This is a genomic window from Pelomicrobium sp. P1 (assembly GCF_052805615.1).
Genome location: NZ_JBRBEM010000003.1, coordinates 1 through 26,168 on the forward strand (window position 1 = coordinate 1; position 26,168 = coordinate 26,168).

Here is a 26,168-nt window from a genome sequence, read left to right on the forward strand (position 1 = left end):
GCCCGGCAGGTGGCCGGCTTCATCGGCCACGCCCGCGCCACGGAGGCGTTGCTGGAATCGCGCAAGTTCGAGGCCTTCAACCGCATGTCCGCCTTCGTGGTGCACGACCTGAAAAATTTGGTGGCACAGCTTTCGCTAATGCTCAAGAATGCGGAACGACACCAGGGAAATCCCGAATTCCAGCAGGACATGCTGGCCACCATCCGCAACGTGGTGGAGCGGATGAACAGCCTGCTATTCCAGCTCCGGGCCGGCACCCAGCCCCTGGACCATCCCCGGACGGTAGACCTGGCGGCGCTGGTTGAGCGGGTGGCGCAAGCGAAATCCGCCCAGGGGCGGCGCATCGCCTGGGAGGCCCAGCGCGGCGTGCAGGCGGTGGGGCATGCCGAGCGGCTGGAGCGGGTGATCGGGCACCTGGTGCAAAACGCGCTGGAGGCGACGGATGAAACCGGACGGGTGGAGCTCAAGGCCTATTTCGACGGTGCCCACGCGGTGGTGGACGTGGCGGACAACGGCAAGGGCATGACGCCGGAATTCGTACGGGACGAGCTGTTCAAGCCGTTCCGCACCACCAAGCCCGCCGGCACTGGCATCGGGGCGTACGAGAGCGCCCAGTACGTGGCCGAGCTGGGCGGCAAGCTCCTGGTGGACAGCCGCCCGGGGGAGGGGACGCGCATCCGTATGCTGTTGCCCCGGCCGGAGCGGCGACCGCTCGAGGGAGAAAAACGGGAAGTCGCATGAGCGAGAAGCGCAGACCTTTGCTCATCGTGGAGGACGATCCGGCCCTCGCCAAGCAGATGCGCTGGGCGTTCGACCAGTACGAAGTCGTGCTGGCGGGCGACCGGGACAGCGCCATCGGCCAGCTTCGCCGCCACGAGCCGGCGGTCGCGGTGATGGACCTGGGCCTGCCGCCCGCGCCGGACGACGTATCCGAAGGGCTGAAGCTTCTGGGGGAGATCCTTTCCGTCGCCCCGGACACCAAGGTGATCGTGCTCACCGGGCAGCACGACCGGGCCAACGCCTTGAAGTGCATCGCCTTGGGGGCCTACGACTTCTATGCCAAGCCTTTCGAGCCCGAGATCCTGGGGCTCACCATCGAGCGGGCGTTCCGGTTGTACGAGCTGCAGGAGGAAAACCGCCGGCTTCAGGAGCGGGAGGCGGCGGGACCCCTGTCGGGGATTCTGACCCGGGACCCCGAGATGCAGAGGATCTGCCGCACCATTGAAAAAGTGGCGGCGACCTCCGCCACGGTGCTGATCCAGGGTGAATCCGGCACCGGGAAGGAGCTTTTGGCGCGGGGGTTGCACGACCTCTCCTCCCGCCGCGGCCAGCGCTTCGTGGCGATCAATTGCGCGGCGATTCCCGAAACCCTCCTTGAGAGCGAGCTTTTCGGCTATGAAAAAGGCGCCTTCACGGGAGCGACCCGCCAGAACATCGGCAAGATCGAGACGGCCCATAAGGGCACCCTGTTCCTCGACGAGATCGGCGACCTTCCCCAGGCGCTCCAGGCGAAGCTGCTGCGTTTCCTGCAGGAGCGGGTGATCGAGCGCATCGGCGGCCGGGAGGAGATCCCGGTGGACGTGCGCATCGTCTGCGCGACCCACCAGGACCTGAAGGCCTTGATCGCCCGGGGCGAGTTCCGGGAGGACCTCTATTTCCGCCTGGCGGAAATCGTCGTGGAAGTGCCGCCCCTGCGCAGCCGCAAGGGCGACGCGAGCCTGCTGGCCCATGCGTTCGTGCGCAAGTTCGCCGAGGAATTGCGGCGCGGCGGCCTCACCATCTTGCCCGAAGCGATCGACGCCATCGAGGCCTATTCCTGGCCGGGCAACGTTCGGGAGTTGGAGAATTGCGTCAAGCGGGCAGTGATCATGGCCGACGCGTCCGCCCTGCGGGCGGCGGACTTCGGGCTCGCTCGCGCGGAGGAAAGCGAGGACATGTTCAACCTGCGACAGGTGCGGGAGCGGGCCGAGCGGGACGCGGTGGTCCGGGTGCTGGGGCGCGTCAACGGCAACTTGAGCAAGGCGGCCCAGCTCCTGGGCGTGAGCCGCCCGACCCTGTACGACCTCATGCACCGCTTCGGCCTCAGGTAGGGGTGTTAGCGTGCTCAACTTTTTTTTCGGAACGGAACCATGAACCAGCGAACGGGAGCCAGGGAACCTCTGATTCGAAGGTTCCCTAAAATGGGGCGCTTCGCCGCGCTGACCCTTTGCGTCTTGCTGTCTGCGGGTTGCAACGGCGATCCGCCCGAGAAGCTGATCGAATCGGCGCGTTCCTATCTGGCGCAGCAGGACACCGCGGCCGCCATCATCCAGCTCAAGAATGCTCTGCAGCAGGCGCCGAACCACGGGGAGGCCCGCTACCTCCTGGGGACTGCCCTGCTCAGGAGCGGCGATGCCGCCGCTGCCGAGATCGAGTTGCGCAAGGCCCTCGACCTGGGCTATGCGCCGGAGGCGGTCTATCCCGTCCTCGGGCGCGCCTTGCTCGCCCAGGGGAAGGCCGGCAAGGCCCTCGAGCAGCTCTCGGGCCTGACCCTCGCGGATCCGCAAGCGAACGCCCTGCTGAGGACCGTGGTGGGACAAGCCCAGCTCATGAGCGGGCGTCCCAAGGAGGCCAAGGACTCTTTCCTGGCCGCCCTTTCCCTGCGGCCGGACCTGGCCGAAGCGAAGCTGGGGGCGGCCCGGGTGGCGGTGCTCGAACGGGACCTGGCCCAGGCCACCAAGCTCGTGGAGGAGGTCCTTGCCCGGGAATCCACCCATGTGGAAGCCCTGGGGCTCAAAGGGGCGCTCGCCGCGGGCCAGGGGGACCTGGAGGCGGGGGTGCAGGCGTACCAAAAGGCTCTTGCCGCCGAGCCCCGCAACGTGCCCATTCGCGCCGCCCTGGTCGAGCTGTTGCTCCGGCGCGGGGAGCTGAAGCGGGCCGCGGAGCAGGCGGGGGAGCTCGAGAAGATCGGGCCCAAGCATCCTAGCACCCTTTACTATAAGGCGCTCATCACCGCGGAGCAGGGCGACCTGGCCGGGGCCCGGGATCTCGCCCTGAACGTGCTCAAGGCCGCTCCCGACCACGTGCCGGCGCGGATCCTGGCGGGCGCCTTGGAGTACCGGCTGAGGGCCTACGCCCAGGCCGAACAACATCTGCGCCAGGCCCTGAACCAGGCGCCGCAGCACGCCGGGGCGAGGCAGCTTCTGGCGGCGGTCTATCTGGCCACCGGGGAGGCCGATCAGGCCCAGGAGCTGCTGCAGCCCCTGCTCGCCCAGCAACCCTCGAACGCGCGGGTCCTGGCGCTGGCGGGAGAAGTCCATCTGGCCCAGGGCGAGCTGGCCAAGGCCGCCGAATACTACGAGAAGGCGGCCGCCCTGGACAAGGACAACCCGGCGCTGCGCACGCGCCTCGGGGCCTTGCACCTGCGCGCCGGCGAGACCGACGAAGCGCTGCAGGAGCTACAGGCGGCGGCGGCCATGGACGCTGCGGGCTACCGGGCAGACCTGGGGCTGGTGATGATCCACGTGGCGCGCAACCAGCTCGATCAGGCCCTTGCCGCGGCCGACGCCCTGGAGCGAAAACAGCCCGACCATCCGATCAGCCACAACACCAAAGGGGCGGTCTATCTCGCCAAGGGAGATCTGGCCAGCGCCCGCAAGAGCTTCGAGCGCGCCCTGCAGCTCAGTCCGGCCTTTCTGCCCGCCGTGCGCAACCTGGCCATGCTGGACCTGCGGGAAGGCAAGGCGGAAGCGGCCCGGGGGCGCTACCAGACGGTGCTAGCCAAGGAACCCAACAACGAAAGGGCGCTCCTCGGGCTGGCGGCGATCCTGCGCGCCACCGGAGCCGCCGACGCAGAGGTGGAGCGGACGCTGAAAAAAGCGGTGAGCGCCAACCCCGCTTCCGTGCCCCCTCGGCTCGCCCTGATCGATTTCTTGCTGCGCGCCAACCAGCCCAAGGCGGCCCTGGTGGCCGCCCAGGACGCTCAGGCGGCCTTTTCCAACGACGCCCGCATCGTGCAGGCCCTGGGCGCGGCCCAGCTCGCCGCGGGGGACGTGCAGCAGGCCTTGAGCACCTTCAGCCGGCTCGCCCAGATGCGGCCCCAGTCGGCCAGCGTGCAGCTGCGGCTGGCGGCGGCTCACCGCGCCGCAGGGGACGAGGCCGGCATGCTGCGGGCATTGCGCAAGGCCCTCGAGCTGGATCCCGGTTTCACCGCCGCCCAGCGGGAGATCATCGCCTACTACGTGCGCCAGGGGCGCTTCCAGGACGGGGTGAACGAGGCCCGGGCCATGCAGAAGGCGCGCCCCGCCGAGGCGATCGGCTATCTCATGGAAGGGGACGTGTTCCTGTTCCAGGGCAACCTGAAGGCGGCCGAGGAAGCCTACCGCAAAGGGCTGCGCCAGGCTCCAACCCCGTACCTGATCGCGCGCTTGCACAGCGTCCTTGCGCGGGCGAAGCGGGAAAGCGAGGCGAATGCCGTGACGGCTCAGTGGCTCCGGGATCATCCCGAAGACCTGATCGTGCCCACTTATCTGGCGGAAGCGGATCTCAAAAGTGGCGCGTATCGAGAAGCGGTACGGCGCTATCAGGCAATCCTGGAAAAACAGCCGAACAATCCCGTGGTCCTCAATAACCTGGCCTACGCCGCGTGGAAGGTCAACGACGCCAAGGCGCTCGAATACGCCGAGCGCGCCTACGCGCTGGCGCCCACCAGTCCCGCGGTGCTGGACACCCTGGGCTGGATCCTGGCGGACAAAGGGCAGGTGGAGCGGGGCGTGCAGCTCCTGGCGCGGGCCGTGGACCTGGACCCGGATTACGCGGAGATCCGGCTGCATTACGCCAAGGCCCTCCTCAAGGCCGGAAGGAAGGAGGAGGCGCGCAAGGAGCTGGAGACGATCGCCAAGAACGATGCCGCCTCTGCCTTCGGGAAGGAGGCGGCGGAATTGCTGAAGACGCTCTGAACCGCGCGCCTGCGCGGGAGGATTTAACCATTCCGGAGAAGAAAGCATCGCCATGGATACCATCGCCGTCGTGGGCTTGGGCTACGTAGGCCTGCCGCTGGCCGTCGAGTTCGGCAAGAAGTACCGGACCATCGGCTTCGATCTGTCCCAGGAAAAGGTCGACGCCTACTGCCGCGGGATCGATCCCACGGGGGAGGTGAGCGCCGAAGACTTGAAGGCCGCCGACGGCCTCACTTGCACCACGGATCCCTCGGCCTTGAAGGCCGCGGATTTCGTGATCGTCGCCGTTCCAACGCCGGTCAACGAGGCCCACCAGCCGGACTTCGGACCCCTCGTCTCCGCCAGCGAGACCGTCGGCCGCAACCTGAAGCGGGGCGCCACCGTGGTGTACGAATCCACCGTCTACCCGGGCGCCACGGAAGAGGTGTGCATCCCCAGGCTGGAACAGGCCTCTGGGCTGCGCTGGAAACGGGATTTCTTCGTCGGCTACTCCCCAGAGCGCATCAACCCGGGGGACAAGGAGCACACCCTGACCCGCATCGTCAAGGTGGTGGCGGGGGACACGTCGGAGACCCTGGAGCGGGTGGCGCGAATTTACGGCAGCGTAGTGACCGCGGGCGTGCACCGGGTGAGCAGCATCAAGGTGGCCGAGGCGGCCAAGGTGATCGAAAACACCCAGCGGGACTTGAACATCGCCCTTATGAACGAGCTGGCCATCATCTTCAACCGCATCGGTATCGATACGCTGGAGGTGCTGGAGGCGGCGGGCACCAAGTGGAATTTCTTGCCCTTTCGCCCCGGCCTGGTAGGCGGACACTGCATCGGGGTGGACCCCTACTACCTCACCTACAAGGCGGAGATGCTGGGCTACCACCCCCAGGTCATCCTGGCCGGGCGCCGGATCAACGACGGCATGGGCAAGTTCGTGGCCGAGCAGACCATCAAGGCCATGATCCGCAGCGGCTTCTCGGTGAAGGGCTGCGACGTGTCGGTCCTCGGCCTCACCTTCAAGGAAAACGTCCCCGATCTGCGCAACTCCCGGGTGATCGACGTGGTGCGGGAACTCCAGTCCTACGGGGTCACGGTGCACGTCCACGATCCGGTGGCGGACCGGAAGGACGCCCTGCGGGAATACGGCGTGGAGCTCAAACCCTGGGAGGCCCTGCCCCGATCCGCCGCCCTCGTGGCGGCGGTGGCCCATCGCCCGTTCAAGGAGCGCTCGGCGGACGATTACATGGGCAAGCTCCTGCCCAACGGCGTGTTCGTGGACGTGAAAGGCCAGGTGGACCCCGCGGCCTTCGGCGCCCGTGGCGTTCGTCTCTGGCGCCTGTGAGAAAAGGCCATGTCCGACAGGGTGTCCATGGAAGAGCGTCTGCGCCGGGAACCCCGGCGCTGGCTGGTGACGGGTTGCGCCGGATTCATCGGCTCCCACCTGACGGAATTCCTCCTGCGCTGCGGCCAGGAGGTCGCCGGACTGGACAATTTCGCCACTGGCCATCGGGCCAACCTGGAGGACGTACGGGAGGCGGTGGGCGAAGCCGCCTGGAGGCGTTTTCGCTTTATCGAGGGCGACATCCGGGATGTGGCCACCTGCCGGGACGCAGTGCAGGGAACCGACGTGATCCTGCACCAGGCGGCCCTGGGCTCGGTGCCCCGCTCGGTGGAAGATCCCGCGTCCACCCATGAGGCCAACGTGGACGGGTTCTTTAACCTGTTGCTGGCCGCCAAAGAGGCCGAGGTCGGCCGCTTCGTCTACGCCTCTTCCAGCTCCGTCTACGGGGACGATCCCTGCTTGCCCAAATCCGAGGAGCGAATCGGCCGTCCCCTTTCCCCGTATGCGGCGAGCAAGTGCGCCAACGAACTCTACGCCGAAGCGTTCTCCCGCTGCTACGGGATCGAGACGGTGGGACTGCGCTACTTTAACGTCTTCGGCGCGCGCCAGGATCCCGACGGTCCCTACGCCGCCGTGATCCCGCGCTGGATCGGCGAGATGCTGGCCCACCGGCCGGTCATCATTTACGGGGATGGGGAGACGACGCGGGATTTCTGCTACATCGCCAACGCCGTGCAGGCGAACCTGCTGGCCGCCACGACCCGCAAGCCCGAGGCCTTGAACCGGGTGTATAACGTAGCCGTGGGGAAGCGGACTTCCTTGAACGCCCTGTTTTCCATCCTGCGCTCCCTGCTGGCGGAGCGTTTTCCGGCCATCGCCTCCATGCAGGCCGAGTATCGGGATTTTCGTCCCGGGGACATCCGCCACTCCCTGGCCGATATCGCCCAGGCGCGGGGTCTGCTGGGCTACGAGCCCACCCACACCGTACTGACGGGCTTGCGGGAGGCGTTGCCCTGGTACCTGGAGCGGCTGGGTTCCCTGGGAGCCCAGGGCAAGGCGCCGCCGAGCCGGGCGGCGCGCTGAACGGGCGAGAACACGCCCCGGATTTTTTCATGGAGGTTCCCAGATGACCCCCGGATGCGACAGGAACCCCACGACGATCAGGATCGCAAGGAAATCCACGACGCCCGGCGGCGAAAGCCGGCGCGCCCGATGGCTTGCCGGGCTCGCGGGCCTGATGACCGCCCTGCTGACGATTCCGGCGGGCCCGGCCGCGCGGGCCGACAACCCCAAGACCATCGAAACCGTGAGCGCTTCGGTGGTGGCGGTGGGCACCTTCATGCGCACCCGCAGCCCGGCCTTCGGCTTCCGCGGCACCGGCTTCGCCGTGGGCGACGGCACGCTGATCGCGACCAACGCCCACGTGATTCCCCTGGTGCTGGACTCGGCGAATCTGGAGACGCTGGTCGTCGCTTTGCGTCATGCCGACGGGCGGATCGAGGTGCGGCGGGCCCGTCAAGTCGCCTCCGATGCCGAGCACGATCTCGCCTTGTTGAAGATCGACGGGGCTGCGTTGCCAGCCCTGCGCCTGAGCGAGTCCGACGCAACCCGGGTCGGGGAGGGCTTCCTGCTGACCGGATTCCCGATGGGAGAGGTGCTGGGGCTCATCCCGGTCACCCATCGGGCGATGGTTTCGGCCCTCACCCCCATCGCCATCCCCAGCGCCAATGACCGGCAGCTCGATCCCAAGGTGGTGCAGCGGCTCGCCCGAGGCGCCTATCCCGTGTACCAGTTGGACGCCACCGCGTACCCGGGAAACAGCGGCAGCCCCCTCTACGACATCAACACCGGGGCAGTGGTGGGGGTCATCAACCTGGTGTTCGTCAAGGGCACCAAGGAAGCGGCCCTCAGCAACCCGAGCGGCGTCACCTATGCCATTCCGGTGAAATACCTGCGGGCGCTGCTGGCCCGCCAGCAACCCTGATGCCCGCCCCCATCGGCCGGAGCGGTCACCCTAAGAAAATATCCGGCTAGAATGGCCGGAAGCGCTTGGCCGGCGACAAGGGTGCGGCAGCATCCCATCAAGGCGGCGTCGAAGGGCACCCGCGGGCCGAGTCTCCTACAATAGGATTAGCGCATCGCTTGCTCTGGGTCGGACGTGACCCCATCCGGGCGCTGCGGGAGCTTCAACCGAAGACGATGCCGAGGAGGGCAATGGGGTTGGCTAGCGCCGGGTACACGGAGACGCGGGAGGGATTCCGCAAGCGCTTCGAGCTCATTCCAGCCCTGGACGCCGAGCTCAAGGACCGGGTCTACCGGCTCCGCCACCAGGTCTATTGCGAGGATCTGAAGTTCGAGCCGATCCGCCCCGACGGCAGAGAGTCCGACGAGTACGACGCTTTTTCCACCCATCTGCTCCTGCGCTACTTGCCCACGGATGAATTCATTGGCTGCGCCCGGCTGGTGACCACGCCCCCGGACGACGCCCTCTATCCCCTGCCCTTCGAGCGCACCTGCGCGGCCACCCTGGACCGCACGGTGATCGATCCGGCCAGGCTCGATCGGCGCAGAATCGCGGAGGCCTCGAGGCTGGCCGTCGCTTCCGCCTACCGGCGCCGGCGCGGGGAGGCGCTCCAGCCCGTGCCCCTCTCCCCCGAGGATTTCGGCGGGGCGGACCGGCCCCGCTTTCCCTATATCCTGGTGGGGCTCTACTTGGGCGTCGTGGCGATCGCCCACCTGAAGGGCATCGAGAAGATGTTCCTGTTGAGCGAGCCGCGCCTGGCCGATCATTTTTCCCGGCTCGGCGTCCAGGTGCTGAGGATCGGCGGGCCCGTGGAGCACCGGGGGATCCGGGTTCCTTCGGTCATGGACGTGGAGGGGATCGTCGCGGGATTGAACGCCTATTCCCGCCCCATCTATGACGAGATCCTGGGCGAGCTCGAGCGCCGGCTCGCTTCGAATCCGTAGAAATTTTTCCTCCCATCCATCCGTGGCGCTAGGCCCTGTCGGCGATCGGAGACAGGGCAAAAAGCCTTGAAAACAGGCGATTGAGGTCGCAGCCGGGCGGCAGGCGTCGTCCCTGGGTGACATGCCCGCTCCGGGGGCTGCACGGCAGATCCCCGGATTCAAAGCATTTTTGGGAATGGCACGCGAATTGCGAAGGAATTCGCGTTTTTTTTGGGCGCAATCCTTGCGTCTTAGCCTATCAGAGGAGGACCCATGTTCAACAAGGAAGGAATGCTCCCCCGCAATCGCCGGTTCGGGCAGGAGCGCGGCTCCGGTCAACTGCGGCCGGACCACGATAGTGGCTCATCGCCGGCTCAGCGGGCTGGAGAGGCGAGCCCGCCCCCCCATGAGACGCCCGCCACCGCGGCGCCCGAGCGCAAAACGGACGAAGGCGGCGCCCGCCTGATCGTGGGCCCCAATATCAAGCTCAAGGGAGCCGAGATCACCGACTGCGAAACCCTGGTGGTGGAAGGGCGGGTGGAAGCGTCCATGAACAGCCGCGTGATCCAGATCGCGGAAGACGGCGTGTTTTCCGGCACCGCGGGGATCGACGTGGCGGAAATTCGCGGGCGCTTCGAAGGAGAACTCACCGCCCGCCGGCGACTGGTGATTTATGCGAGCGGCAAGGTTTCGGGAAAGATCCGCTATGGCGCCTTGTCCGTCGAGGAAGGGGGCGAGCTCAGCGGCGACGTGGGACGGCTGGCGGCCGAGCCGGCTGCGGGCGCGACAAGCCGCGAGGAAAAGAAACCGGCTGTGGGTGCCGCGTTCGCCCAGGAAGGCGAGGCCCGCCCTGCCGCCGCTGCGCCGCTGGATATCGCCGCGTTCAGCAAGCGGGGGAGCTGAGGGGGCTCCACTGTCTGCCCCGATCCCCCGCGGCTTGCACGGGGCCCGGACGCACAGGACGTCGTACCCCGCCGGCGGCAGTGCCGCCGGAATGCAGGCCGAGACGGCCATCCGCCAGGGAATGGCGGCGAGCCGGAGGCCGGCGTCGATCGCCGCCACGACACGCCGGACGGTCTCGTCGGCGCTCAAGCGCCGGTGATGCGCGCCGCACTGGTCCGGAAAATCCCGCTTCAGCGGCTGCGGGGGCGTTCCGCGCGCGCCTTTCTCACCAACTGGTCCATGACGGCCACGGCGCCTTGCAGCGACCCCGCCTGGGTGCCGGAGGTGAGGTATTTGCCGTCCACCACCAGGGTCGGTACGCCCCGGAGCCGGTAATCCCGGGCCATCTGCCGGGCCTTGGCCACCTTGGCCTGCACCGCGAAGGAGTTGTAGGTGTCGAGGAACTTCCGCCGGTCCACGCCCTGCTTGGCCATCCAGTCCAGCAGCACCCCCTCGTCGTTCAGGTCCACCTGCTCCAGGTGGATGGCGTCGTACACCCGGTCGTTCAACCGCTCCAGCTCGCCCAGGGCCTCCAGCGTGTAAAAGAGCTTGGCTCCCGGCACCCAGCTCTCCCGGGCGACGGCCGGCACGTAGCGGAATTCCACGTCCTGGGGTTTCTGCTTGAGCCATTGCTTGAGATAGGGATGCAGCTCGTAGCAGTGCGGGCAGCCGTACCAGAAGAACTCGATCACCTCTACCTTGCCTTCGGCTGCGGTGGGTTGGGCCGGATTCAACACCAGGTAATCGCGGCCGGCGACGATCTCCGCGCGGGCCGCAGCGGCGGCGATCGAGGCGGCGAAAATGCCGAGGGCGAGCCGGTGGGCTAGGCGCATGCTGTCTCCTTGCTCGAATTCACGGGGTGGCGCTATCGTTGACCCTGATTAGGACCGCCTCGATGCCCTGTTGTTTCAGGATCGCCTGGGCCCGGTTGACCTCCTCCACCTTGCGGTAAGGACCCACTCGGACCCGGTGCCAGGTCCCCCTATCCGGTAGGGCGGCGGTCTGGACGCTCGCCTCCAGTCCGGTCAGGGCGAGCTTGGCCTTCAGGTTGTCCGCGTCCTGGGCGTTCTGGAAGGCGCCGGCCTGGAGATAGTAAACCTCCCTGGCCGGGCGGGCGGCGGAGCGCTGCTGGAGCTCCTGGGGCGTCACCGCCTCCTCCTTGCCCGGCAGGATCTTGTAGAACTCGAAGCGCGGCTTGGCCTCGGTCTTGGGAGCGCTTTCGGCCGGCGCGGATTGCTGGGGCAGCCCGCGCACGGCCGAAGGCGGCGGGGCCGCCTCCTCGGGCTTGGTGTCGGCGACGTAGGGGCTGGGCCCCCGGCTCAGGTACCAGGCCACCGCCAGGGCCACGGCGAGCCCCAGCACGAGCCCGATGACGATGCCGAGCAGCAGGCCGCTGCCGCGGCGCGCGCCGCGGGAACGCACGTGTTTGTAGTCGCGGGTCATGGCGCGCTCACATTTTATCCGGTGCGCTCACGCCCAGGAGGGCGAGGCCGTTGCGGATCACCTGCCGCACGGCGGTGACCAGAGCGAGCCGGGCGAGCTTCACCGGCTCTTCCGGCACGAGGAAGGGCGTGGCGTTGTAATAACTGTGGAACTCTCCGGCCAGGTCCCGGAGAAAGAAGGCGAGCGCGTGGGGCGCCAGGTCGGCGGCCGCGCTTTCCACCACTGCGGGATAGTCCATGAGCCGGGCGAGCAGCGCGGCTTCCTGAGGGAGCGTCAATGGCGAGGGGTCGACGCCGGGAAGCACGCCCGGATCTCCGCCCCATTGGGCGAGCACGCTGGAGACGCGGGCGTGGGCGTACTGCACGTAGTACACCGGGTTTTCCGCGCTTTCCGACTTGGCGAGATCCAGGTCGAAATCCAGGTGCTGGTCGCTTTTGCGCAGCACGTAGAAGAAGCGGGCCGCGTCGTTGCCTACCTCCCGCCGCAACTCCCGCAGGGTGACGAACTCCCCGGCGCGGGTGGACATGGAGACCTTCTGCCCGCCGCGGTAGAGCACAGCGAATTGCACCAGGGCGATGTGGAGCCAGTGCGGGTCCAGCCCCAGGGCCTGCAGAGCGCCCTTGACCCGAGGCACGTAGCCGTGATGGTCGGCGCCCCAGACGTCGATCACCCGCTGGAAGCCGCGCTCGAACTTGTCGAGATGATAGGCGATGTCGGAGGCGAAATAGGTGTACTGCCCGTTCTCCCGCTGGACCACCCGGTCTTTTTCGTCGCCGAAGCGGGTGGCGGGGAACCACAAGGCGCCGTCCCGGCGGTAGAGAAGCCCGCGGCTGTCCAGGAGCTTCAACGCCCGCTCGAGGCCGCCGGACTCGAGAAGCGAGCGCTCGGAAAACCAACAGTCGTATTCGACGCCGAACTCCTGGAGGTCGTTGCGGATGTCGTTCAGTTGCTCGGCGAGGGCGAAGCCGTGGATCCGGTCGTAATCCGGCCCCAACAGGCGCTTGGCATTGGCGATGAGGGCGTCCAGGCGCTGTTCCGGATCGTCCCCAGCAGGCGGCGCACCTTCGTAGAGGGCCTCGCCTCCGGCGGCGAATCGGGTGCCGTGAATCTCGAAGAGCCGCCGCGCCATGGCGCGCACGTAATCGCCTCGGTAGGCGTTGTCCGGGAACGGCAGCTCCACGCCGCATAGCTCCAGGTAGCGCAGCCAGGTGGACAGGGCCAGGATGTCCATCTGCCGGCCCGCGTCGTTCACGTAGTATTCCCGGCTTACCTCGAACCCCACCGCCTGCAACAGGTTGGCGACGCTCGCCCCGTAGGCCGCGCCCCGTCCGTGGCCCACGTGCAGGGGCCCGGTGGGATTGGCGGAGACGAATTCCACCTGCACCCGGGTTCCGGCGCCCAGCCGGCTGCGGCCGTACTCGGCGCCGAGACTCAGCACCCGGGAGACGATCCGCTGCTTGGCGGAGAGCTTGAGGAAGAAATTGATGAAGCCGCCGCCCGCCACCTCGATTCTCTCCACATAGGACGAAGGGGGGATCTCCTGGATCAGCCGAGCCGCCAGCTCCCGGGGATTGCGCCCGAGGGGCTTGGCGAGCTGCAGCGCAAGGCTGGTGGCGTAATCCCCCAGATGGGCGTGCCTGGGCCGGTGCAGTTCCGGAGCGAGGTCACCGGCGTTCAGTCCGGCCTTGGTGATCGCCTGGCGCAGCAGCTCGGCGAGATGGGCGCGAAGTTCGAGGGGCGTGTCGGCGGGCATGGAGGGGGGAATCAAAGGGCGGAATTATAGTCGGCGCGGGGGCCGGGCGAAACCGAAAGGCGGCGTGCGCATTTCAGAACTCGAGGGGATCCACGTCCAGGGACCACCGCACCCGCCGGGCGGCGAGGTGTTCGAGCCGGGGGACCCAGCCGTCGAGGAAGCGCTGAAGCGCCTCGCGGCTTGTCGATTGCACCAGGAGCTGGGCCTGGAACAGCCCCTTGCGCCGGGGCAACGCCGCGGGTACCGGGTCGAAAACGCTCACGCCCTTTCGGGCTTCCCCGGCGGCCTGGGCGGCGGCAGCGAGGAAAGCGAGGCAGGCCTCCAGGCGGTGGCCCGCGGCGCGCAGCAAGGCCTGGTGCACGTAGGGCGGGAAGCCGGCTTCCCGGCGCTCTCCCAGGGCGGCTTCGGCGAAGGCTTCAAAGCTGTGGGCCGCCAGGGCCCGGTAGAGGGGATGGTCGGGAAAGCGGGTCTGCAGGATCACTTCCCCCGCCCGGTCCGCGCGGCCGGCGCGCCCGGCCACCTGCATGAGCTGGGCGAAGAGGCGCTCCGAGGCGCGAAAGTCCGCCGCGTAGAGCGCCGCGTCCGGATCCACGATACCCACCAGGGTGAGCCGGGAAAAGTCGTGGCCCTTGGCCAGCATCTGGGTACCCACCAGCACGTCGACCGCGCCCTCGTGGATGGAGCGCCGCATGGCGGGCCAGGCTTGGCGCCGGCGGGTGGAGTCCCGGTCCACCCGCAGCACCCGGATCCCGGGAAACGCGCTCCGCAGCGCCCCTTCCAGGCGCTGGGTTCCGTGACCCAGGGGCAAGAGGTCGGCGCTGCCGCAGTCTGGGCAGCGCGCCGGGGGCATCGCCTCGGCGCCGCAGTGGTGGCAGCGCAGACGCCGGTCCGCCGCGTGGAACACCAGCTTGGCCGCGCAGCGCCGGCACTGGGAGGTCCAGCCGCAGGCACGGCAGAAGAGCACCGGAGCGAACCCTCGGCGGTTGAGGTAGATCAGGCTCTGCTCGCCCCGGGCCAGGCGTTCTCCCAGCGCCTCCCTGAGGGGCGCCGAGAGCAGCTCGCCTGGACCGGCCGCGCCGCGCAGGTCGACGATGCGCACGGAGGGCAGCGTGGCCTCGGCGTGGGCCCGGCGCGTGAGGGTCAGGCGCCGGTAGCGACCGGCCAGGGCATTGGCGTGGCTTTCCAGGGAAGGGGTGGCGGAGCCCAGCACCACCGGCACGTTGCGGCCGCGGGCGCGCAGGACCGCCAGGTCCCGGGCCGAGTAGCGCAGCCCTTCCTGCTGCTTGAACGAAGGATCGTGCTCCTCGTCCACCACCAGGAAGCCGAGGCGGGGAAGGGGCGTGAACACCGCGAGCCGCGTGCCCAGCACGATGTCGGCCTCGCCCGTGGCGGCCAGCAGCCAGTGCCGGGTGCGCTCCGCTTCCGGCAGGCCGCTGTGGAGGGTGACCACCAGGGCGCCGGGCAGGGCGGAGCGCACCCTTTCCTCCAGTTGCGGAGTGAGATTGATCTCGGGCACCAGCATCAAGGCCTGGCGCCCGCCGGCCACCACTTCGGCGATGAGGTGCAGGTACACCTCCGTCTTGCCGCTCCCCGTGACCCCATGCAGGAGCCAGGTGTGGTACCGGTCCAGGTTGGCCCGGATGCGGTCCGCGGCTGTCGCCTGTTCCGGCGTGAGGGGGGGAAGGGAGGTGCCGTTCCCAGACTCTCGGGGCTCCCGTGGTTCGGACCGGCACTCCGCGAGGCCCTGGGCCAGCAGGCGGGCCATAGCCGGGCGCCAGCGGGGAGACAAGCGCCGTGCCTCCGCCGCCTCCAGGCCGCCCGACTCGAGGAGCCGCCGCGCCAGGCGGCGGGCGAGCACCTGGCGCGGGGGCAGAACCTCGATTCCGGCGGCCGCGAGCCTCGGGGTCGGAAAATAGCGCCGTGGATCCTCCAGGCGCAACGGCTTCGCCCTGCGGGCGGCGGCGGGCAGGGCGGTCGCCACCACTTGGCCGATGGGATAGTGATAGTAGCGCTGGCAGAAGCGCAGGAGCGCCAGGACGTCTGAGGCGAGCCGCACCTCGTCGGGCAGCACCTCCTGGATGGGCCGAAGCCGCTCCCGGGACACCGCGGGCTCGGAGCTGGTCTCCATGACCACTCCCACCGCGGTACGGCGGCCCAGGGCCACCCGAACCCGGTCCCCGGGGGCGACCCGCTGTCCGGCCTCGATGCGGTAGTCGAACAGGGTATCGATGGGCACGTCCAGCGCGACCCGGGCGATGGTCAAGCCGGAGGTCTCGCTCGCCTCGGTCATGGAGCCGTCTGGGTCTCGAGGGGTACGGGATTGTGGATAACTTTGTGGATTTTAGCGGCGCTGGTCCCGGGTGGCCGGTTTCCGCCGACACCCGCAAGCGCCGCGACCGAAGGGGGGAGTGTCCGATTCCCTTGGGAATTCAACCCATCGAGACGGGCCGCTTATTCCCTGTGGGTCCCCTCCAGCCCGGAAAACCGTACCTTGCAGAGCGTGTGAATAACGACTCACCGTGGAACATGGGTTGAGGGGCCGTGAAACCTAACGCCTTTGGGCCCAGGCTCAATGGTACCGGCGGCTCAGCTCGTGGACGCTTTCCACCAGCACGGCCACGTTCTCCACCGGGGTATGGGGCGAGATGCCGTGTCCCAGGTTGAAGACGTGCCCGGGTCCGGGGCCGTAGCGGGCCAGCACCTTCTCCGCCTCCCGCCGCACGGTCTCGGGCTCGCCGAACAGGACCGCCGGGTCCAGGTTGCCCTGCAGCGCTACCCGCTCCCCTACCCGCCGGCGGGCCTCTCCGATGTCTGTGGTCCAGTCCAGGCCCAAGGCGTCGCACCCGGTATCCGCCAGGCTCTCGAGCCACTGGCCGCCCCCCTTGGTGAACAGGATGCTCGGTATCCGTTGACCGTTCCATTTCCGGGGAAGCGCATCGATGACCTGGCGCAGGTAAGCCAGGGAAAACTCGTGGAAGGCCTCGCGCGAGAGCAGGCCCCCCCAGGTATCGAAAACCATGACCGCCTGGGCCCCGTGGCGGATCTGGGCTTCCAGGTAGGCGCTCACGGCGGCCGTATTCTTGGCCAGAATTTGATGCAACAAATCCGGCCGGCGATACAGCAGGGTCTTGAGGTGGAGGAAATCCTGGCTTCCCCCCCCCTCCACCATGTAGCAGGCGAGGGTGAAGGGGCTGCCGGAGAAGCCGATCAAGGGCACCTCGTTGTCCAGGGCCTTGCGGATCTGCTCCACGGCCTTGAGCACGTAGCCCAGGTGGTCCTCGGGATCGGGCACGGTGAGATCCCGGATCTCCCACTCGTTGCGCAGGGGTCGCTCAAGGCGAGGCCCCTCCCCTTCCTGAAAGTACAGGCCGAGCCCCATGGCGTCGGGGATGGTGAGGATGTCGGAGAACAGGATCGCCCCATCCAGGGGAAAGCGCGCCAGAGGCTGCAGGGTGACTTCGGTGGCCAGATCGGGATCGCGGCACAGCTCGAGAAAGCTGCCCGCCCGCAACCGGGTCTGGTGGTACTCGGGAAGGTAACGCCCCGCTTGGCGCATGATCCAGATGGGGGTGTAGGGCGTCGGCTCCCGCAGCAGCGCCTTGAGCAGGGTGTCGTTCTTGAGCTTGGGCAAATTTATCGCGGTTATCGCGGCAGGTCGGAGCGGCCCATCAGAAACTCGTCCACGGCCCGAGCGCACTGGCGGCCTTCCCGGATGGCCCACACGATGAGGGATTGCCCGCGGCGCATGTCGCCGGCGGCGAAGACCTTGGGCACAGAGGTGCGGTAGGCGCCCGGCTCCTCGGTGCTCGCCTTGGCGTTGCCGCGGGCGTCCCGCTCGACGCCGAAACCTTCCAGGATTTTCTGCACCGGGCCGACGAAGCCCATGGCGAGCAGCACCAAATCGGCGGGTAGCTCGAATTCCGAACCCGGGATCTCGGCCATCTTCATTTGGCCCGTGACCGGGTCTTTCTCCCATTGCAGCCGCACCGCCTGCAGCGCCTTGACCCGGCCGTTTTCGCCGATGAAGCGCTTGGTGGACACGGCCCACTCCCGCTTGCAGCCCTCCTCGTGGGAGGTGGAGGTGCGCAGCCGTACCGGCCAGTAGGGCCACACCGGGTTGCGTTCCACGTCCGGGGGCATGGGCAACAGCTCGAACTGGGTGATGGATTTGGCCCCGTGGCGGTTTGACGTGCCCACGCAGTCGGAGCCGGTATCGCCGCCGCCGATGATGATCACGTGCTTGTCGGTGGCCCATAGCTCGGGCACGTTCTGGTCCCCGGCCACGCGCCGATTCTGCAGAGGCAGGAACTCCATCGCGAAATGGATGCCCGCGAGCTCGCGCCCCGGAATGGGCAGGTCCCGGGGCTGCTCCGCCCCGCCAGCCAGCACCACCGCGTCGAAGGTTTCCAGCAGCTCCCGGGGCTCCACGACGGTCACGGCGCCGTCCTTCTCCGCTCCATCTGCCGGGCCGACGTAATGGTTGGGACGGAATTCCACGCCTTCGGCCTGCATTTGGGCGAGGCGCCGGTCGATCAGCCACTTCTCCAGCTTGAAGTCCGGGATGCCGTAGCGCAGCAGCCCGCCGATGCGGTCGGCCTTCTCGAACACCACCGCGTCGTGTCCCGCCCGGGACAACTGCTGGGCGCAGGCGAGCCCCGCCGGCCCCGAGCCGACGATGGCGACGCGCTTGCCCGTCTTGCGCTTGGGCGGCTGGGGCGTGACCCAGCCCATCTCCCAAGCCTTGTCGGCGATGGCGTGCTCGATGGACTTGATGCCCACCGGATCGTCGTTGATGCGCAGGGTGCACGCCTCCTCGCAGGGCGCCGGGCAGACGCGTCCCGTGAACTCGGGAAAGTTGTTGGTGGAGTGGAGGGTCTCGATGGCCTCGCGCCAGCGGCCCCGGTACACCAGGTCGTTCCAGTCCGGAATGATGTTGTTGACCGGACAGCCCTGCATGCAAAAGGGAATGCCGCAATCCATGCAGCGCGCCCCCTGGATGGCCGCCTCCTCGTCGCTCAAGGGGCGGATGAACTCCCGGTAATGGCGCACCCGCTCCCGGGGCGGCTCGGCAGCCTCCTGGAGGCGCCGGTACTCCATGAATCCGGTGATCTTTCCCACTCTATGCCTCTGTGGCCTTAAAACAAACTCTACGCCGCCAGGCGCTTGCCCTTGGCGGCCAGCTCCCCGAGGGCGCGGCGGTACTCGTTCGGGAAGACTTTCACGAACCTCGCGCGGAACGCGTTCCAGTCGGCGAGAATGCGCTTCGCCTGGGCGCTTCCCGTGTAGCGGGCGTGGTTCTCGATCAGGCGCTTGAGGATCGCCTCGTCGGACTGGCCCAGGTGCCAGACGTCGCGGGACACCTTGGCTTCCTGCTCCGCCTCCGCTAGCACCGGCTCGAGGGTCACCATGACCGTGTTGCACCGCTGGACGAAGGTGCCGTCCTCGTCCAGCACGTAGGCGATGCCGCCCGACATGCCCGCGGCGAAGTTGCGCCCGGTCATGCCCAGCACCACGGCAGTGCCGCCCGTCATGTACTCGCAGCCGTGGTCGCCCACCCCCTCCACCACCGCTGAAGCGCCCGAGTTGCGCACGCAGAAGCGCTCGCCCGCCACCCCGCGAAAATAGGCTTCCCCGCAGATGGCGCCGTAGAGCACCACATTGCCGGTGATGATGTTGTCCAGGGGATTGCCCCGGAACTTGGGCGAGGGCTGGACCGCGATACGCCCGCCCGAGAGGCCCTTGCCGCAGTAGTCGTTGGTCTCGCCGATGAGATCCAGGGTGATCCCCCGCGCCAGGAAGGCGCCGAAGCTCTGCCCCGCGGAGCCGGCGAAGCGGACGTGGATGGTGTCGTCCGGCAGCCCCTCGTGGCCGTAGCGCTTGGCCACCTCGTGGGAGAGCATGGTGCCCACCGTCCGGTGGATGTTGCGGATGGGCATCTCGATGGTCACCTTCTCGCCCCGCTCCAGCGCCGGCTGGGCGAGCTGGATCAGCCGGTGATCCAGGGCCCGCTCGAGGCCATGGTCCTGCTCCTCGCACTTGTAGCGTGCCACCTCGGGCGGCATCGGCGGCATGTAGAAGATGCGGGAGAAGTCCAGCCCCCGGGCCTTCCAGTGGTCGATGCCCTTGCGCATGTCGAGCAGATCGGTGCGGCCGATCAAGTCGTTGAACCTGCGCACGCCGAGTCGGGCCATCAGCTCCCGCACCTCCTCGGCGACGAAGAAGAAGTAGTTCACCACGTGTTCGGGCTTGCCTTCGAACTTGCGCCGCAGCACTGGGTCCTGGGTGGCCACCCCCACGGGACAGGTGTTCAGGTGGCACTTGCGCATCATGATGCAGCCTTCCACCACCAGGGGCGCGGTGGCGAAGCCGAACTCGTCCGCGCCGAGGATCGCGCCGATCACCACGTCGCGCCCGGTCTTCATCTGGCCGTCAGCTTGGACGGCGATGCGGCCCCGCAGGCGGTTCAGCACCAGGGTCTGCTGGGTCTCCGCCAGGCCCAGCTCCCAGGGCGTGCCCGCGTGCTTGATAGAGGACCAGGGGGAGGCGCCGGTGCCGCCGTCGTGGCCGGCGATGGTGACGTGGTCGGCCTTGGCCTTGGCCACCCCGGCGGCGATGGTGCCCACGCCCACTTCTGAAACCAGCTTGACGCTGATCTCGGCCTCCGGGTTCGAGTTCTTGAGGTCGTGGATCAGTTGCGCCAGGTCCTCGATGGAATAGATGTCGTGGTGGGGCGGCGGGGAGATCAATTCCACCCCCGGGGTGGAATAGCGCAGCTCCGCGATGTATTCCGACACCTTACGCCCGGGAAGCTGCCCGCCCTCGCCGGGCTTTGCCCCCTGGGCGATCTTGATCTGGATCTGCTCGGCGGAGGCGAGGTACTCGGCGGTCACGCCGAACCGCCCCGAGGCCACCTGCTTGATCTTGGACTTGAGGGAGTCGCCCTCCCGCAGGGGGAGATCCACCTCTACCCGGTCCCGACCCAGGCGCGACATGAGGGTTTCCCCCGGCTGGACCGGCGCGTAGCGGCGCCGGTCCTCGCCCCCCTCGCCGGTATTGGACTTGCCGCCGATGCGGTTCATGGCGATGGCGAGGGTGGTGTGGGCCTCGGTGGAGATGGACCCCAGGGACATGGCGCCGGTGGAGAAGCGCTTGACGATCTCGGAGGCCGGCTCCACTTCCTCGAGGGGCACCGGGGCCGCCTGGTCGAAGCGGAATTCGAACAGCCCCCGCAGGGTCATGAACCGCTTCGACTGGTCGTTGATGATGTCCGCGTATTCCTTGTACGTCCGGTAGGAGCCGGAACGGGTCGCGTGCTGGAGCTTGGCGATGGCGTCCGGGGTCCACATGTGGTCCTCGCCCCGCACCCGGTAGTGGTACTCGCCGCCCGCGTCTAGGGCGTGGGCCAGCACCGGATCGTCGCCGAAGGCTTCCCGGTGGGTACGGATCGCTTCCTCCGCCACTTCGAACACGCCGATCCCCTCCACCGTGGAGGTGGTGCCGGTGAAATACTTGTCCACCAGCGACCGGGCGAGGCCTACCGCCTCGAAGATCTGGGCGCCGGTGTAGGACATGTAGGTGGAGATGCCCATCTTGGACATCACCTTGCGCAACCCCTTGCCCACCGCCTTGACGAAGTTCTTGCACGCCTTCTTAGCATCCACCTCGCCCAGCAAGCCCTTTTCAGCCATGTCGATCAGGGTCTCGAAGGCGAGGTAAGGGTGGACGGCTTCGGCGCCGTAGCCCCCCAGCAGGGCGAAGTGATGCACCTCCCGCGCCGATCCCGTTTCCACCACCAGGCCCGTGGAGGTGCGTAAGCCCTTGCCCACCAGGTGCTGGTGGATGGCGGAAAGCGCTAACAACGCCGGGATCGCCACGTGATCCCGGTCCATCTTCCGGTCCGAGATGACAAGGATGGTATAGCCCGAGCGCACCGCGTCCTCGGCCATGGCGGCGAGGCTCGCGAGCCGCGCCTCGATGGCTTCCTTGCCCCAGGCCACCGGATAGGTGATGTCCAGCTCGAAGGACTTGAACTTGCCGTCGGTGTACTTCTCGATGTGCCGGATGGTCTCCATCTGGTCGAAGTCCAGCACCGGCTGGCTTACCTCCAACCGCAGGGGCGGGTTCATCTCGTCAATGCCCAGCAGGTTCGGCTTGGGTCCGATGAAGGTGACGAGCGACATCACCAGCTCTTCCCGAATGGGGTCGATGGCCGGGTTGGTGACCTGGGCGAAGAGCTGCTTGAAGTAGTGGTATAGGGTCTTGTTCTTGAGGGACAGCACCGCCAGGGGGCTGTCGTTGCCCATGGAGCCCACCGGCTCCTCCCCGTTCACCGCCATGGGGGCGAGCTGGAACTTGAGGTCCTCCTGGGTGTAGGCGAAGGCCTGCTGGCGGTCGAGGAGCGGTTCCCGGGCCGGCTCCCGCTTTTCGGCCGGCGCGGGGAGTTCGTCCAGCTTGATACGGATGCGCTCGATCCACTCCCGGTAGGGACGGGCGGCGGCGAGGGCGTCCTTCAGCTCCTTGTCGTCGATGATGCGGCCCGCCTCCAGGTCGATCAGGAACATCTTGCCCGGCTGCAGCCGCCACTTCTTCACGATCCGCTCTTCCGGGATCGGCAGCACGCCGGTCTCGGAAGCCATGACCACGTGATCGTCGTCGGTCACGAGATAACGGGCGGGCCGCAGGCCGTTCCTGTCCAGAGTCGCGCCGATTTGGCGCCCGTCGGTGAAGGCGATCGCTGCCGGTCCGTCCCAGGGCTCCATCATGGCCGCGTGGTATTCATAGAACGCCCGCCGGGCGGGGTCCATGAGGGTATGGCCTTCCCACGCCTCGGGGATGAGCAGCATCATGGCGTGGGCCAGGGAATAGCCGCCCATCACCAGCAGCTCCAGGGCATTGTCGAAGGAGGCCGAGTCGGACTGGCCCGGGTAGATGAGGGGCCAGACCTTGTCCAGATCCTTGCCCAGGATGGGGGAGCTGATGGCCTGCTGGCGAGCACGGATCCAGTTCACGTTGCCGCGCAGGGTGTTGATCTCCCCGTTGTGGGCGATCATGCGGAAGGGGTGCGCCAGTTCCCAGCTCGGGAAGGTGTTGGTGGAGAAGCGCTGGTGCACCAGGGCCAGGGCCGAAGCGACCCGCGGGTCCTTAAGCTCCAGGTAGTAGTTGGCGATGTCCCGGGCGAGGAGCATGCCCTTATAGACGATGGTGCGCGCCGACAGGGACGGGACGTAGAACTCCTTGCCGTGGGCCAGGTTCAGGGCCCGGATGGCGTTGCCCGACACCCGCCGGATGATGTAAAGCTTGCGCTCCAGGGCGTCGGTGACGGTCACCCCCTTGCCCCGGCCGACGAACACCTGGCGGATGACGGGCTCGATGGCTTTCACCGATTCGCCCAGCACCGAGGGGTCCCGGGGCACGTCGCGCCAGCCGAGCAGGACCTGACCCTCGTCCTTGATGGCCCGCTCGATCTCGTATTCGCAGGCGAGGCGGGAGGCGGGCTCCTGGGGCAGGAACACCATGCCGACCCCGTATTGGCCGGGCGGGGGCAGCCGCACCCCCTGCTTGGCCATTTCTTCCCGGAAGAACTGGTCCGGGATCTGGATCAGGATGCCGGCGCCGTCCCCCGCCTTGGGGTCGGCCCCGACCGCACCCCGGTGGGTGAGGTTTTTGAGGATCTCCAGGCCCTGTTCGATGATGGTGTGGGACTTTCTACCCTTGATATGGGCGATGAAGCCCACGCCGCAGGCGTCGTGCTCCTGGGCGGGGTCATAAAGGCCCTGGGGGGGTGGCAGGCGGGGGTCGCTCACTTGTATACCTCGTCGCGGTAGCTCCCGGCAAAAATTTCTATTTTAAAACAAATGATTGGAACCTTGCTGCCGGGGCGTCTCGAAAACTAAGCGCAAGTGACTAATAGTAACCCGGCACGATAGGACCAGCAACCCGATATTGCGCTGCAAGAGAGGCCTTGGCGCTTGCCGCAGGGCCGGAGGAACGCCGCCTTTAGGAGGAAATCTCCCCCACGGCGAAAAGGCGCTGGTGCTCCCGGATGGCGTAGCGGTCGGTCATGCCGGCGATGTAGTCGGCCACCGCCCGGTGCAGGTGGCTCTTCGCTTTTTCCTGGAACTGGGGGGGCAGCAGCCGCGGGTCGTCCACGAAAGCCTGGAACAGGTCGAGGAGAATGCGCTTGGCCTTGGCGGTCATACGGGCGACCCGGTAGTGCTGATAGAGGTGGATGCGCAGGAATCGTTTGAGCTCCCCCTGCCGCTCGGCGATCTCGGGGCTGAAGGCGATCAAGGGCGGGCATTCCCGCACCTCATCGAGGCTCGCCGGCCGGTGGGCGGCGATGAGGGCCTGGCTCTGGCGGATGAGATCGTTGACCAGGGTGTTGATCATCCGCCGCACCGTCTCGTGGATGAGCCGGCGGCCGTCGAGGGCGGGGTAGGCGCGCCGAACCTCGTCCAGGTGCTCGGCGAACATGCGCACCTCCCGCAACTGCGCGAGTTCTAGTAGCCCCGAGCGTAAGCCGTCGTCCACGTCGTGGTTGTTGTACGCAATCTCGTCGGCCAGGTTGGCGAGCTGGGCCTCCAGGGAGGGCCGCTTTCCCTGGAGAAAGCGCTGGCCCACGTCTCCTAGTGCCCGGGCGTTCTGGGGCGAGCAGTGCTTGAGGATCCCCTCCCGGGTCTCGAAGGTGAGGTTCAGGCCGTCGAACTCGGCGTAGCGCTCTTCCAAGAGGTCCACCACCCGCAGGGATTGCAGGTTATGCTCGAAGCCGCCGTGGTCCTTCATGGCCCCGTTCAATGCCTCCTGCCCCGCGTGCCCGAAGGGGGTGTGGCCCAGGTCGTGGGCCAGGGCCACGGCCTCCACCAGGTCCTCGTTCAGGCGCAGGTTGCGGGCGATGGTGCGGCCGATCTGGGCCACCTCCAGGCTGTGGGTGAGCCGGGTGCGGAAGAGATCCCCTTCGTGGTTGACGAACACCTGGGTCTTGTACTCGAGCCGGCGGAACGCGGTGGAGTGGACGATGCGGTCCCGGTCCCGCTGGTATTCGTTGCGGCCCGTGGGGGGTGGTTCGGGATGCCGGCGGCCTCGGGAGCGTTCGGGGTGGGCCGCGTAGGGGGCTAGCTCAGCCATGGCCGCAGCAGGCCGCGAAGGCCTGTTCCAGCACCGCTTCCGTAACCGACCCGCTCACGAACGCTTCTCCGATGCGCCTGAGGAGCACGAAGCGGATCCTGCCTTCCTGGACCTTCTTGTCGTGGCCCATCAGGGCGAGGTACCGGGCGGCGCCCAGGTCCGGCGCCCGGGTGGGCAGCCCGGCCCGCCGGTACAGGGCAACCAGGCGCTCCTTCTGCTCTCGGGGAAGGAGCCCGAGCCGGACCGACACCTCGGCCGCCAGCACGGTGCCGGCGGCCACCGCTTCTCCGTGCAGCCACTCCCCGTAGCCGAGCCCGGTCTCGATGGCGTGTCCGAAGGTGTGGCCCAGGTTGAGCAGCGCCCGCACCCCGGTTTCCCGCTCGTCCGCCGCCACGATCCGGGCCTTGTTGGCGCAACTGCGGACGATGGCGAAGGTGAGCGCCTCGGGATCGCGGGCGAGCAGCCCCTCCAGGCGGGTTTCGAGCCAGTCGAAGAACTCGGCGTCCCGGATCAGGCCGTACTTGATCACCTCCGCCAGGCCGGCCCGGAGCTCCCGCTCCGGCAGCGTGGCCAGAGTGTCGGTGTCGGCGATCACCGCCCGCGGCTGGTAGAAAGCGCCGATCATGTTCTTGCCCAGAGGGTGGTTGATGGCGGTCTTGCCGCCCACGGACGAGTCCACCTGGGCGAGCAGGGTGGTGGGGATCTGGTAGAAGGGTACGCCCCGCTGATAGGTGGCGGCGGCGAACCCGGCGATGTCCCCCACCACCCCCCCGCCTAGGGCTAGGACGGGGGTGGAACGCTCGCAGCGGTTCTCCAGCAGAGCGTCGAAGATGCGGTTCAGGGTCTCCCAGGTCTTGAACGCCTCTCCGTCGGGGATGGCGATGTCGATGCAAGCTACGTTCAATGTTTCCAGGGTCCGCCGCAGGCGAGGGAGATACAGGGGTCCCACCGTGGTGTTGGTGACTACCGCCACCCGCTTCGCGGGGGCGAGGGACGCGAACCAGCGGGGATCGGCGAGCAGCCCCGGCCCCACGTGGATCGGGTAGCTGCGATCCCCCAGGGCGACGTCAAGCGTCTGTATCGAGCTCGAGGGCATCCTTGGCCTGGGTCCTCTCGGCCTCCCGCAGCCGCTTTTCGATCCGTCGTACCAGGGCCAGGGCGCCGGCTCGGCCGGTGTCCACCACCAGATCGGCGACCTCCCGGTACAGGGGATCCCGCTCCCGCAGTAGCTCGTCGAGACGGGCCTTCGGATCTGCCGTCTGCAGCAGGGGCCGGTTGCGGTCGTGAAGCGTGCGCGCCCACAGCTCCTCCACCGAACCCCGCAGATAAATCACCGCGCCCCGCGCCTTGAGAAGCGCCCGGTTCTCGGGCCGCAACACCGCTCCCCCGCCGGTGGCCAGCACCACGTCTTCCCGCTGCGTGAGCTCCCGCAGCACGGCCGCCTCCCGGGCGCGGAACCCTTCCTCCCCCTCGATTTCGAAGATGACCGGAATCTCCACGCCCGTGCGGCGGCGGATCTCGTGATCGGTGTCGAGGAAAGTCTTGCCCAGGTGCCGGGCCAGGAGCTTCCCCACGGTGCTCTTGCCCGCCCCCATCATGCCGACCAGGAAGATGTTACGGCTCGGCAGCATCGCTCGATTGTATCCAAAACCGCCGCCGCCGGCACCGCGGACGGCCCGGGCGTCCAAAA

The 26,168-nt window shown here is 67.9% G+C and carries 18 protein-coding genes; 8 read left to right on the forward strand and 10 right to left on the reverse strand.

Features of this window, described 5'->3' with window-relative positions; translation table 11 throughout:
* From prsK to ACUVYZ_RS03735, 8 genes are all read left to right on the forward strand, one after another.
* On the forward strand, positions 1-741 hold a 741-nt coding region (gene prsK / locus ACUVYZ_RS03700; protein ID WP_446033030.1), incomplete at its 5' end, for an XrtA/PEP-CTERM system histidine kinase PrsK.
* The gene (gene prsR / locus ACUVYZ_RS03705; RefSeq protein WP_439935329.1) at positions 738-2,090 is read left to right on the forward strand and encodes a PEP-CTERM-box response regulator transcription factor; all 1,353 of its coding nucleotides are present in this window, start codon (positions 738-740) and stop codon (positions 2,088-2,090) included. The genes prsK and prsR, both read left to right, overlap by 4 nt.
* 90 nt (positions 2,091-2,180) lie before the next feature.
* Positions 2,181-4,937 (forward strand): XrtA/PEP-CTERM system TPR-repeat protein PrsT, encoded by a 2,757-nt coding sequence (prsT, locus tag ACUVYZ_RS03710; RefSeq protein ID WP_439935328.1) that lies wholly within the window; start codon positions 2,181-2,183, stop codon positions 4,935-4,937.
* Positions 4,938-4,989: 52 nt separating this feature from the next.
* Positions 4,990-6,270: a nucleotide sugar dehydrogenase gene (locus tag ACUVYZ_RS03715; RefSeq protein WP_439935327.1), complete on the forward strand. Its 1,281-nt coding sequence runs from the start codon at positions 4,990-4,992 to the stop codon at positions 6,268-6,270.
* Between the two features lie 9 nt (positions 6,271-6,279).
* Positions 6,280-7,353 carry an SDR family oxidoreductase gene (locus tag ACUVYZ_RS03720; RefSeq protein ID WP_439935326.1) on the forward strand — a complete coding sequence of 358 codons (1,074 nt, stop codon included), beginning with the start codon at positions 6,280-6,282 and terminating at the stop codon, positions 7,351-7,353.
* 154 nt (positions 7,354-7,507) lie between these two features.
* Positions 7,508-8,254, forward strand: a complete 747-nt coding sequence (locus ACUVYZ_RS03725) for a S1C family serine protease (protein ID WP_439935325.1) — start codon at positions 7,508-7,510, stop codon at positions 8,252-8,254.
* 230 nt (positions 8,255-8,484) lie between these two features.
* The gene (locus tag ACUVYZ_RS03730; RefSeq protein ID WP_439935324.1) at positions 8,485-9,237 is read left to right on the forward strand and encodes a PEP-CTERM/exosortase system-associated acyltransferase; all 753 of its coding nucleotides are present in this window, start codon (positions 8,485-8,487) and stop codon (positions 9,235-9,237) included.
* A gap of 252 nt (positions 9,238-9,489) precedes the next feature.
* Positions 9,490-10,119: a bactofilin family protein gene (locus tag ACUVYZ_RS03735; RefSeq protein ID WP_439935323.1), complete on the forward strand. Its 630-nt coding sequence runs from the start codon at positions 9,490-9,492 to the stop codon at positions 10,117-10,119.
* A 230-nt stretch (positions 10,120-10,349) separates the two neighbouring features.
* Here ACUVYZ_RS03735 and ACUVYZ_RS03740 read toward each other — a convergent pair whose 3' ends face one another.
* The 10 genes from ACUVYZ_RS03740 to aroK form a co-directional block, all read right to left on the reverse strand.
* On the reverse strand, positions 10,350-10,991 hold the full coding sequence (locus tag ACUVYZ_RS03740) for a thiol:disulfide interchange protein DsbA/DsbL (protein WP_439935322.1): 642 nt from the start codon (positions 10,989-10,991) through the stop codon (positions 10,350-10,352).
* Between the two features lie 19 nt (positions 10,992-11,010).
* Positions 11,011-11,601 (reverse strand): SPOR domain-containing protein, encoded by a 591-nt coding sequence (locus ACUVYZ_RS03745; RefSeq protein WP_439935321.1) that lies wholly within the window; start codon positions 11,599-11,601, stop codon positions 11,011-11,013.
* Between the two features lie 7 nt (positions 11,602-11,608).
* The gene (gene argS, locus ACUVYZ_RS03750; RefSeq protein WP_439935320.1) at positions 11,609-13,354 is read right to left on the reverse strand and encodes an arginine--tRNA ligase; all 1,746 of its coding nucleotides are present in this window, start codon (positions 13,352-13,354) and stop codon (positions 11,609-11,611) included.
* Positions 13,355-13,427: 73 nt separating this feature from the next.
* Complete coding sequence (locus ACUVYZ_RS03755; protein WP_439935319.1) at positions 13,428-15,644, reverse strand: primosomal protein N'; 2,217 nt, start codon at positions 15,642-15,644, stop codon at positions 13,428-13,430.
* A gap of 279 nt (positions 15,645-15,923) precedes the next feature.
* Complete coding sequence (hemE, locus tag ACUVYZ_RS03760; RefSeq protein ID WP_439935318.1) at positions 15,924-16,985, reverse strand: uroporphyrinogen decarboxylase; 1,062 nt, start codon at positions 16,983-16,985, stop codon at positions 15,924-15,926.
* A gap of 11 nt (positions 16,986-16,996) precedes the next feature.
* The gene (locus ACUVYZ_RS03765) at positions 16,997-18,472 is read right to left on the reverse strand and encodes a glutamate synthase subunit beta (protein WP_439935317.1); all 1,476 of its coding nucleotides are present in this window, start codon (positions 18,470-18,472) and stop codon (positions 16,997-16,999) included.
* 29 nt (positions 18,473-18,501) lie between these two features.
* Positions 18,502-23,142, reverse strand: a complete 4,641-nt coding sequence (locus ACUVYZ_RS03770; RefSeq protein WP_446033036.1) for a glutamate synthase-related protein — start codon at positions 23,140-23,142, stop codon at positions 18,502-18,504.
* 208 nt (positions 23,143-23,350) lie between these two features.
* Positions 23,351-24,478, reverse strand: coding sequence for a deoxyguanosinetriphosphate triphosphohydrolase (locus ACUVYZ_RS03775; RefSeq protein WP_439935315.1), 1,128 nt, complete (start codon positions 24,476-24,478; stop codon positions 23,351-23,353).
* On the reverse strand, positions 24,471-25,559 hold the full coding sequence (gene aroB, locus ACUVYZ_RS03780; protein ID WP_439935335.1) for a 3-dehydroquinate synthase: 1,089 nt from the start codon (positions 25,557-25,559) through the stop codon (positions 24,471-24,473). Before aroB ends, ACUVYZ_RS03775 begins: the two co-directional genes overlap by 8 nt.
* The gene (gene aroK, locus ACUVYZ_RS03785) at positions 25,546-26,109 is read right to left on the reverse strand and encodes a shikimate kinase AroK (protein ID WP_439935314.1); all 564 of its coding nucleotides are present in this window, start codon (positions 26,107-26,109) and stop codon (positions 25,546-25,548) included. The genes aroB and aroK overlap by 14 nt, the downstream gene beginning before the upstream one ends.
* Between the last annotated feature and the right edge of the window lie 59 nt (positions 26,110-26,168).

Coding starts and splice junctions, on each gene's coding strand:
- prsT (WP_439935328.1), top strand. CDS start 2,181: ATGGGGCGCTTCGCCGCGCTGACCCTTTGCGTCTTGCTGTCTGCGGGT.
- ACUVYZ_RS03740 (WP_439935322.1), bottom strand. CDS start 10,991: ATGCGCCTAGCCCACCGGCTCGCCCTCGGCATTTTCGCCGCCTCGATC.
- argS (WP_439935320.1), bottom strand. CDS start 13,354: ATGCCCGCCGACACGCCCCTCGAACTTCGCGCCCATCTCGCCGAGCTG.
- ACUVYZ_RS03730 (WP_439935324.1), top strand. CDS start 8,485: ATGGGGTTGGCTAGCGCCGGGTACACGGAGACGCGGGAGGGATTCCGC.
- ACUVYZ_RS03755 (WP_439935319.1), bottom strand. CDS start 15,644: ATGACCGAGGCGAGCGAGACCTCCGGCTTGACCATCGCCCGGGTCGCG.
- prsR (WP_439935329.1), top strand. CDS start 738: ATGAGCGAGAAGCGCAGACCTTTGCTCATCGTGGAGGACGATCCGGCC.
- ACUVYZ_RS03720 (WP_439935326.1), top strand. CDS start 6,280: ATGTCCGACAGGGTGTCCATGGAAGAGCGTCTGCGCCGGGAACCCCGG.
- ACUVYZ_RS03715 (WP_439935327.1), top strand. CDS start 4,990: ATGGATACCATCGCCGTCGTGGGCTTGGGCTACGTAGGCCTGCCGCTG.
- ACUVYZ_RS03725 (WP_439935325.1), top strand. CDS start 7,508: ATGACCGCCCTGCTGACGATTCCGGCGGGCCCGGCCGCGCGGGCCGAC.
- ACUVYZ_RS03745 (WP_439935321.1), bottom strand. CDS start 11,601: ATGACCCGCGACTACAAACACGTGCGTTCCCGCGGCGCGCGCCGCGGC.
- ACUVYZ_RS03775 (WP_439935315.1), bottom strand. CDS start 24,478: ATGGCTGAGCTAGCCCCCTACGCGGCCCACCCCGAACGCTCCCGAGGC.
- ACUVYZ_RS03735 (WP_439935323.1), top strand. CDS start 9,490: ATGTTCAACAAGGAAGGAATGCTCCCCCGCAATCGCCGGTTCGGGCAG.
- aroK (WP_439935314.1), bottom strand. CDS start 26,109: ATGCTGCCGAGCCGTAACATCTTCCTGGTCGGCATGATGGGGGCGGGC.